Source organism: Streptomyces sp. NPDC056527, from assembly GCF_042794475.1.
In the GTDB taxonomy this organism is placed as follows: domain Bacteria; phylum Actinomycetota; class Actinomycetes; order Streptomycetales; family Streptomycetaceae; genus Streptomyces.
Map to the genome: position 1 here is coordinate 1 of NZ_JBHTTQ010000169.1, position 9654 is coordinate 9654.

The 9654-nt window shown below is 71.9% G+C and carries 6 protein-coding genes and 1 pseudogene; all 7 read left to right on the plus strand.

Translation table 11 applies throughout. From position 1 onward, the window contains the following. Positions 1-444, plus strand: a pseudogene (locus ACFQ7Q_RS36525) (hypothetical protein); the annotation flags it as partial. Next, positions 437-1558, plus strand: a complete 1122-nt coding sequence (locus ACFQ7Q_RS36530; RefSeq protein WP_383563066.1) for a DNA alkylation repair protein — start codon at positions 437-439, stop codon at positions 1556-1558. The pseudogene ACFQ7Q_RS36525 and the gene ACFQ7Q_RS36530, both read left to right, overlap by 8 nt. Continuing rightward, complete coding sequence (locus tag ACFQ7Q_RS36535; RefSeq protein ID WP_383563068.1) at positions 1555-5541, plus strand: aminotransferase class I/II-fold pyridoxal phosphate-dependent enzyme; 3987 nt, start codon at positions 1555-1557, stop codon at positions 5539-5541. Before ACFQ7Q_RS36530 ends, ACFQ7Q_RS36535 begins: the two co-directional genes overlap by 4 nt. Before the next feature lie 82 nt (positions 5542-5623). Further along, on the plus strand, positions 5624-5932 hold the full coding sequence (locus ACFQ7Q_RS36540) for a hypothetical protein (protein ID WP_383563071.1): 309 nt from the start codon (positions 5624-5626) through the stop codon (positions 5930-5932). After that, entirely contained in the window at positions 5929-7065 is a 1137-nt protein-coding gene (locus tag ACFQ7Q_RS36545) for a class II histone deacetylase (protein WP_383563074.1), read from the plus strand. Before ACFQ7Q_RS36540 ends, ACFQ7Q_RS36545 begins: the two co-directional genes overlap by 4 nt. Before the next feature lie 86 nt (positions 7066-7151). Beyond that, positions 7152-7871 carry a thioesterase II family protein gene (locus tag ACFQ7Q_RS36550; protein WP_383563077.1) on the plus strand — a complete coding sequence of 240 codons (720 nt, stop codon included), beginning with the start codon at positions 7152-7154 and terminating at the stop codon, positions 7869-7871. Between the two features lie 43 nt (positions 7872-7914). Continuing rightward, positions 7915-9489, plus strand: a complete 1575-nt coding sequence (locus ACFQ7Q_RS36555; protein WP_383563080.1) for an MFS transporter — start codon at positions 7915-7917, stop codon at positions 9487-9489. The last annotated feature ends 165 nt before the right edge of the window (positions 9490-9654 follow it).

The window sequence follows — 9654 nt, forward strand, 5'->3', positions numbered from 1 at the left end:
TCGACCGTGACGGGTGGCTGGCACACCGCGCAGACGGCCACCGACCCCGGGTACTGGGGCCGGGCGATCCGTGAACCGGTGCGCTTCACCCAGGCGTTGACGACGCTGGCCGACGTCGGCCCGACGGTGGTGTGGGAGATCGGTTCCCATCCCCAGCTGACGTCGCTCGCCCGGGCGTCGTGGGGCGAGACGCAACCCGTGTGGATCAGCACCCTGCAGCGGGATCGTACCGACCAGATCGAGTTGCACGCGGCCGTCGCCGCGTATGTCAACCAGACCTCCGCCGACCTCGACTGGGCCGGGCTGCACCAGGGCAAGGGCCGGCGCACCACCACCATCCCCACCTATCCCTTCAACCGCCAGCGGTTCTGGATCTCCTCCAGGCCGCACGAGACCACGTCGAACCAGAAGAACGAGACGAAGAGGCACCAGAACCATGGCTAGCGAGTACGGACTCAAGCGACACTTCAACGCCGACGCGGCACGTCTGATCGGCGACCGGATCCGAGCCGTCCACCCCGAGTTCGACGTGGAGAGCTACGCGGCCGAGGTCGAGTCACGCATTCCCGGCAAGGAGCTGAAGGACCGCGTCCTCGTCCTGGCCGAGGGCCTGCGGACCCGTCTGCCCGCCGACTACGCGGACGCCGTTCCGATCCTGCTCACCATCCTCGGCGACGAACTCGCCGAGGGAGAAGGCATGTTCAACGCCAGCTGGTTCCTCATGCCGGTCGCGCGATTCGTCGAGGAGTACGGCCTCGACCACCCCGACCTGTCGCTGGACGCCATCGAGGAGATCACCAAGCGGCACACGGGCGAGTACGCGATCCGGCCGTACATCGAGCAGCACTACGCGCCGACGATGGAGCGCGTCACGCAGTGGGCGCAGAGCCCGAGCCACAACGTGCGGCGTCTGGCGAGCGAGGGAATCCGCTCCCACCTGCCCTGGGCCCGGACCCTGACCATGTTCGTCAAGGACCCCCGGCCGGTCCTGGAGATCCTCGAACCGCTGCGCAGCGACTCCTCGGAGTACGTGCGCAAGTCCGTCGCCAACAACCTCAACGACATCTCCAAGGACGCACCCGATCTCGCGCTCGCGACCGCGCTGCGGTGGCTGGAGGAGAGCCCCACCCCCGAGACCAACTGGATCGTCAAGCACGGACTGCGCACCCTGGTGAAGAAGGGCGATCAGCAGGCGCTCGCGATTCTCGGGGCCACGGGCGGCGAGCACGTCCGCGTACCCCGGCTGAGCATCGCCCCCCGGTCGGTGACCATCGGGGACTCCCTCCTCATCAGCTTCGACATCGAGAACACCGACGACCGGGCGCACAGCATCGCGGTCGACTACGTGGTGCACCACGTGCGCAAGAACGGGCGCAGCATCCCGAAGGTCTTCAAGCTGACCACCCTCGAACTCGGCCCCGGGGAGCGGCGGTCCCTGGAGAAGACCCACGCGATCAAGGAGGTGCAGACCCGCCGGTACTACGCGGGTGAGCACACCGTCGACATCCAGGTGAACGGTCTCGTCCAGGCCACCGAGCGATTCGACCTGCACACATGAGCGGCGTCCGGTCGGTCCTCGACGCTGCCGATCCGCTGGTCTCCGACCACCGGATCGGCGGCATCCCCGTCCTGCCCGCCGCCGCGCAGATCGACGCCATGCTGTCCGCCTGCGATGCCCGGCGTCCCGACTGCTGGTGGACCCTGGAGCAGGTCGCCTTCCGGGTGCCCCTGCTGGTGGCGGGGTCCGAGGCGGAGCTCGAGGTCGACACGACCGAGGACGGCGGGTGCGCGGTCCGTTCCGTGCGGCCGGGAGCCGGCGAACCGGTCGTCCACAGCACCGCCCGGGTGTCCGGCAGCCCGTTGCCGCCGCCCCGCTATGTCGACATGGCCGCGCTGAGGGCGGGCTGCACGGAGTACGTGCCGCTGTCGGACGTGGCGGCGTGGCGCGAGGCGAGCGGGATCGCGTACGGACCGGCGTACCAGGTGATCAGGTCGGCGCACCGGGGATCCGGCCGGATGCTGTTGATGCTCAGGGCCGGGGACGAAGCGAACGCTGCCTCGGCTCCTCCCTTCGTACCGCCGGCACTGCTCGACAGCGTCTTCCAGGCGCTCGGGATGCTGGACGGGGGCGCGGCCGGGGCGTGTCTGCCCTGGTACGTCGGTCGGCTGGTGGCCCGCCGCAGGATCTCGGGCACGGTGATCGCCCTGGTCGAGCGGGACGATCCGGGCGAGGCCGGGGGTACGGGCGGTGCGGTACGGGGACGGGCGACGGTCTGCAATCAGCAGGGTGAGGTCCTGCTGGAACTGGACCGCATCACGCTCAAGGCCGCCAGGCCCGAGGCGTCCGGGGTGCCCGCCGCGTCGACCGCCGGCACGGTCGCGTCGACGTCCGTCACCCCCGAACAGGGGCTTCCGGCCGTCCCGTTGATCGAGACCGTCGTCTGGCGGGAGGCCGAGGCCGCTCCCGTACACCCGGCCGCGGCCGAAGGTCCCGTGCTGATCGTGTCCACGGACGACCTCCGTCCGCCGGCGGGCCGGCAGGGTGTCCACCTGACGCCGGCGCAGCTCTCCGAAGGGGGCCTCGACACGCTGCCGGCCGACGTCGCCTTCCGGGACGTCGTGTACGTGGCGCCGCGCGGGCTGAGCGGCGAGGCGCAGGTGACCGAGGCCCTGCAGGGGGTCTTCGCGCTGGTGCGCCGGCTCGCGGCGCGCCCGCCGATGTCCGACCTGCTGATCGTCACCTGCGCCGCGCACCAGGTGGCGGCGGAGGAGGCCGTCGACCCGTTCATGACCGCCCTGTGGGGCCTCGGCCGCACGCTGCGCGTCGAGCATCCCCGTACCAGGGTCCGCCTGGTCGATCTCGGTACCGAGAACGAGGTCGGCCCGGAGGACGGCGATGCCGCTCTCCTGTGGGAGGCACTCGGCCGGGACCGGCCGGAACTCGCCCTGCGCGACGGCACCTGGTACGAGCCCTCCGTGCGGCCGCAGCCCACGAGCACCGGCGTCACCGCCCCGGTGCGGTACGACGGCGGCCGCTTCCTGATCACCGGCGGCATGGGCGGCATCGGCCTGCGCGTCGCCGAGTTCCTCGCGGATGCGGGCTGTGCCCATCTGACGTTGGTCGGGCGAACCGTGCCGGACCGGGGAGAGAGCCGGGAACGCCTCGATCGACTCGGAGCGCGCTGCGATCTGACGGTCGTGGCGGCGGACGTCCGCTCGCTTCGTGAGGCACTGGCCGGCGCCGCACGGTACGACGGGGTGTTCCACGCCGCCGGAGTCCTGCGCGACGGACTGGCGCGCAGCCTGACGCCCGAGCAGGTGGACACCGTGTTCGGGCCCAAGATCGGCGGCGTACACGCGCTGACCGACCTGCTGTCCGGGCACGACCAGCCCGGATTCGTCGCCCTTTTCTCCTCCGTCGCGGCTGTACGGGCGAACCTCGGCCAGAGCGCCTATGCCACGGCCAACGCCTATCTGGAGGGCCATGCCGCCCGCCAACGCGCCGAAGGGCGCCCCTGGTTCAGCCTCGGCTGGGGCCTGTGGACCGTCGGGATGGGCGAGTCCATCGCCCCGAAGGCCGCCGCGCACGGCATTCCGGCCCTGACCGCGGACGACGGCATCGACCTGCTCCGCACGGCCCTGGGCCGACCCCCCGCGCACTACGTTCTGTCCGCCGCCGCGAAAGCGAAGGATGCACCCATGACTGCTGTCACACCGGAATCCGGGCTGTGGCCGTCGCTCACCGACGCGCTCACGAAGGTCCTGCACCTCGACGGTGTGTCCACCGAGGACGATCTGCTGGAGCTGGGCCTCGACTCGATGATGGCGGTCGAGCTGGCGGCGTCGCTGACCGCCGACGGGCTCGACATCGACCCCATGGTGTTCTTCGAGCGCACCAACGTCGGCGCGCTGCTGGCCCACCTCGAATCGCTGCCGCGCACCGCTTCGGCCGCCACGCCCGCCCCCTCACCCACGCCCGCCCCCTCACCCGCCCCGGCGCCCGTGCCGGTCCCGGCTCCGCAGCCGCCCACGGCACCTCCGGCTCGCGCTCCGCACCTCTCGGTGCCGCAGCAGCGTCCGGCCGCGGCGGAACGGCCGCAGGCCGCCGTGGCCCCGGGCACCGCCGACTCCTTCGTCCCCGACTGGGACCGCTTCAGGGACGCGGCACCCGCGGCGGTGGTCCCGCGGGTGTCGCCGCCCCGTGCCCCGGCCTTGGCCACCGACCAGGCCCCCGCGACCCGTAGCCCGTTCCCGAGCTCGACCCCGACCCCGTCGCCGTCCCCGGCTCCCGTCCCGGCCGATCGCGTACCGAGGCGAACCCTGCCGGGCCGGCTGGCCGACGCCCCCCACGGCTCCTTCCTCGACCGGCGCATCGACGCCCTGTCGACGGAGGACCGGCTGATCGTCGCCAAGGACGAGTACTTCTACGAGCCCGTCATCGAGGAGGCCACCGGTCCCCGGATCAAGTTCGACGGCCGCTGGTTCCTCAACTTCGCGTCGTACAGCTACCTCGGGCTCATCGGGCACGACTACATCGACGACCAGGTCCTGCGCGCCGTGGAGCGGCACGGGACCGGCGCCCACGGGGTACGGCTCCTCGCCGGCACCCTGCATCTGCACCGGGAGCTGGAGTTGGCGCTCGCCCGCTTCCTGGGCACCGAGGACGCCATCGTCTTCTCCAGCGGCTACATGGCGAACGTGGCGACGGTCGGCGCTCTCGTCGGCCCCGGAGACGTCGTCATCGGCGACGTCTACAACCACGCCAGCATCCTGGACGGGTACCGGCTCTCCGGTGCGTCGGTCATCACCTACGCCCACAACGACCTCGCCGACCTGGAACGCGCCCTGCGCAAGGTGGGTGACGCGGGCCGTCTGGTGGTCACCGACGCCGTGTTCAGCATGGACGGCGACGTGGCCGACCTGCCCGGCATCGTGGAGCTGTGCGAGCGGTACGACGCGCCGCTGATGGTCGACGAGGCGCACAGCCTGGGCGTCCTCGGCGCCACCGGCCGCGGCATCACCGAGCACTTCGGCATCGATCCGGAACGCGTCGACGTCAAGATGGGCACGCTCTCCAAGACGGTGCCCAGCGCGGGTGGTTACGTCGCCGGGTCCAGCGACCTGATCTTCGCGCTGAAGAACAACGCGCGGGGCTGGATGTTCTCCGCGGCCGCGACCCCCGCCCAGGTGGCGGCGGCCAAGGCCGCCGTCGAAGTGATGGAGGCCGCCCCGTCCCTCACCCGGGACCTGCGGACGAAGACGACCCGGTACCGCGAGCAGCTGCGCGCCCTCGGCTTCGACACGCTGGCCAGTGAGACACCGGTGGTGCCCATCATCTGCACCAGCGCAGAACAGGCGGGAACGATGGCCCGGCTGTGCCAGCAGGACGGGCTCTTCGTCCAGCCGATCGTCTACCCGGCCGTGCCGCGGACGCTGCCCCGGCTGCGGACCATCGTCAACCTCAGCCACTCCGACGCCGATCTGGACGCGGCCGTCGTGACGCTGGAGAAGGCCGGCCGCGTCTGCGGCCTGATCCGCTGAGCACCGATCGGACGGAGCGGTCCACAGGACCGGACACCACCGTGCGCCGACCACCGCACGGCAACCAAGGGGGGAATCGACCATGACCGACATCGACACCAGCGCGTTCTTCGGAGCGATCCTGAAGACCATCGCCTCGACCCGGAACCACGGCACCGACCAGGACGCGTACGCGTCCGGCGTGCTGGAGCCGACCGCGCGGATCCGCGCGTTCGAGAAGGAGGTCGGTGACCGCCGGCTGACGCCCACCGAGGCCGAGGAGGTGCTCGGTCTCCTGGGGACGACGCTGCGCACCAAGCGCACGCCCGACGAGGAGCGCGAGTACTACCTCCAGTACATCGAGAAGGTCGCCGGGATCAGCCGGGCCTCGCTGGGCGTGTCCGGCTGGTGAGCACCTCCCGTCTCGCGTGGTTCAGCCACGAGATCTGTTTCTGGCACGACCCCGGTCCCGGATCGGGGTACGTGCCGGTCGGGCCGGGCGTCGAGCCGTTGCGCCAGTTCGCGGTCGACCCGGACCTCCGGCGTGCGGAGGGGCTGGTCAAGGCGTTCGGTGTGATGGACCGGTTCACCGGACACACCCCGACACCGGCCTCCGACGAGGAGCTGCTCCTCGTGCACGTCCCCGATCACATCGAGCGGGTCGAGGCGGCCTCGGCGGCGGGCGCGGGCGACGCCGGTGTGTACGCGTACGTCAACTACCACAGCGCACAGGCCGCGAGGCTCGCCGTCGGGGCCTGTACCCAGGCCGCCGAGGGCGTCCTGGACGGCCGCTTCGACCGGGCCTACTGCCTGGTGAGGCCACCCGGCCATCATGCGGAGCCGGACCGGGCGATGGCGCTGTGCCTCTACAACAACCTGGCGGTGGCGGCCCGTGCCGCGCAGCGCCGGGGAGCGCGCCGCGTGCTGATCCTGGACTGGGACGTGCACCACGGCAACGGCATCCAGCGGACCTTCTACGAGGACCCCGACGTGCTGTACGTCTCGGTGCACCAGGAAGGGCTGTTTCCCGCGGCCTCCGGTCTCGTTCTGGAGACCGGCGCGGGCGCGGGGGCGGGCAGCACCCTGAACGTGCCGCTGCCCGCCGGCTCGGGACACGGCGCCTATCTCGCGGTGATGGACCGGATCGTGGAGCCGGCGGCCCGTGCCTTCGCCCCCGATCTGATCCTGGTGGCGGCGGGCGTCGACGCGAGCGGCCACGATCCGATGGGCCGGATGCTCTGCACCAGCCGCACTTTCCACACCATGACGTCGACGATGTGCCGGCTGGCGGACGAGCTGACGGGAGGCAGGATCGTCTTCGCCCACGAGGGCGGCTATTCGGCGTGGTACCAGCCGATGCTGGTGCTGGGTACCGCCGGCGCGATCGCCGGTCTGCCGGCCCCTCAGGATCCGTTCCTGCACTCGCTCGAGCACCTTCCGGGCCAGCGTCTCCAACGTCACCAGGAGCGGGTGATCGCCCACCTGGAGGCCCATCACCCCCTGCTGGCCGGACGGTCCGCGCCCCGGGCCGGGGCGCCGCGATGAGCGGCTGGTGGATGACGGTGGGCAGCGGGGCGCGTCGGACGGCCGGGACCGGACCGGGGCCGCGACCGCGGCCCCGGTTCCGGGTCGTGGCGCTTCCGCACGCCGGTGGGTGGCCGTCCGCGTTCCGCTCCTGGTGGCAGGTGCTGCCCGAGGACGTGGAGTGTGTCGTCGCCCAACTGCCCGGCCGGGGCGCGCGCATCAGCGAGCCGCTGGTGACCCGCGTCGAGCCGCTGGTCGACGCCCTCGTCCGAGGTCTGGCCGAGCTGGAGCCGCTGCCGTACGCGGTCATCGGGCACAGCTTCGGCAGCGTCCTCGGATACGAACTCACCCGCGCGATGGAGAGGAGAGGTCTGCCGCCCGCCGTGCTGGCGGTGTCCGCGCGTCAGCCTCCGTGCTTCCCCAGCGAGCCGCCGTTCGCGCATCTCAGGAGCGACGCGGAACTCCTCGAGCATCTGATGGACATGGGCGGGATGTCTCCCGGCCTGGTGGACCGCGCCGACCTGGTCCGGGCGTCGCTCCGGGCGATCCGGGCGGACCTGGAGGCGATGGAGACCTACCGGAGGCCGCCGTCCGGCACCGGCGTCCCCATCCTGGCGCTCGGCGCGGTCGACGACCCGGTCGTCATCGACGAGCGGATGCACCTGTGGGCGCTGGAGACGTCGGGCGGCTTCAGCCGGCAGACGTTCACGGGCGGCCACTTCTACCTCTACACACCAGCCAATGCGGCAGCCGTCGCCGCCCGCCTGATCCCCGGCCTCGACCACCCCCGGTCGGAGCCGTCGCTCCCACACCCCCTTGCCCGATGACCGTAATCGGGCACCGATGCGCACCATCCCCGAAAGGAAACATGTGAGTACCACCGCCGATACCACTTCGCAGGCCGGACCCCGTGAGTGGTTGGGCCTGGCCGTGCTGGCGCTGCCGACCTTGCTGCTGTCCATCGACGTGAGCGTGCTGCACCTCGCCGTACCGCACATCAGCGAGGGTCTGAACCCCTCCGCCGCCCAGATGCTGTGGATCATCGACATCTACGGCTTCCTGATCGCCGGCTTCCTGGTGACCATGGGCACCCTGGGCGACCGCATCGGCCGCCGGAAGCTGCTGCTGATCGGCGCGGCCGCGTTCGGCGTCGCCTCGCTGGCGGCCGTCTTCGCCGACGACTCGGCCACGCTGATAGCGGCGCGGGCCGCGATGGGCATCGCCGGCGCCACGCTGATGCCCTCGACCCTCGCCCTGATCATCAACATGTTCGCCGACGCGCGCCAGCGCGGCGTGGCGATCGCGGTCTGGGTCACGATGTTCTCCGTGGGCATCGCGCTCGGCCCGGTGGTCGGCGGCGCCATGCTGGAGTACTTCTGGTGGGGTTCGGTCTTCCTGCTCGGCGTGCCCATCATGGGCGTGCTGCTGGTGGCGGGCCCGCTCCTGCTGCCGGAGTACCGCGACGAGGAAGCCGGCCGGCTCGACCTGACCAGTGTGGCGCTGTCGCTCGCCACGATCCTCCCGGTGATCTACGGGCTGAAGGAGATCGCCAACGAGGGGGTCGGCCCGGTGCCGCTCGCGGCGATCGTCGTGGGTCTGGTCGTCGGCGTGCTGTTCGTCCGCCGGCAGCGCACCCTGGAGAGCCCGCTCCTCGACCTCGGCCTCTTCGGCAACGCCACTTTCCGTACGGCGCTGGTGACGCTGCTGCTCAGCATGCTGGTGGCCGGCGGCACGTATCTGACGGTGACGCAGTACCTCCAGCTCGTCGGCGGACTGTCCCCGATGAAGGCCGGTCTCTACCTGCTGCCGGCGGCCTTCGCGCTGATCGTGACGGCCGTGGTGTCCCCGATGGCGGCGAGCAGGTTCCGTCCGGCGTACGTCGTCGCCGTCGGGCTCGCCGTGTCGGGCATCGGCCATGTGATGCTGAGCCTGGCCGACAGCTCGTCGGGCATCGCCCAGGTGGTGACGGGCTTCGCGTTCGTCTACGCCGGTGGTGGCCCGCTCATCGCCCTGGGGACCGACATCGTCGTCGGCTCGGCGCAGCCCGAGCAGGCCGGGTCCGCCGCGGCGCTCTCGGAGACCAGCACCGAACTCGGCATGGCGCTGGGCGTCGCCCTGCTCGGCAGCCTCGGTGCCGCCGTGTACCGCGCCGGGGTGGACGTCCCCGAGGGGGTGGCGGCCGGCGCCGACGACACGCTCGCCGGAGCGGTCGAGGCGGCGCAGGGCGTGTCCTCGAACGTGGCCACCACCCTGCTCGACTCGGCACGTGCGGCGTTCACCGACGGGATGAACGCCATCGGTGCCATCGGGGCGTTCGTCGCGCTCGCCTCCGCCGTACTGGTGGCGGTGGTCATCAAGATTCCGGCCACCGGGGCGGGCGAGGACTCCGACGGGGCCGACGGTTCGGCCGACGGCGTCGTTCCCGCCGTCAACGCGGAGGGTTAGCGCGGCGCGCCATCCCTGCCGGGCCAGCCGGTCGCCGGTGTGGGGGCCGCCGGCGTGGGCGCCGGGCGGCCCCGGCGACCCCCCGGGCCGGTACAGGGCTTGTGGGGGGGCGGGGCCGCCGGCCGGGGGGGGGTGCGGGGGTGTGAGGAGACGGGCACCGCGCGG

Coding starts and splice junctions, on each gene's coding strand:
- ACFQ7Q_RS36530 (WP_383563066.1), top strand. CDS start 437: ATGGCTAGCGAGTACGGACTCAAGCGACACTTCAACGCCGACGCGGCA.
- ACFQ7Q_RS36535 (WP_383563068.1), top strand. CDS start 1,555: ATGAGCGGCGTCCGGTCGGTCCTCGACGCTGCCGATCCGCTGGTCTCC.
- ACFQ7Q_RS36540 (WP_383563071.1), top strand. CDS start 5,624: ATGACCGACATCGACACCAGCGCGTTCTTCGGAGCGATCCTGAAGACC.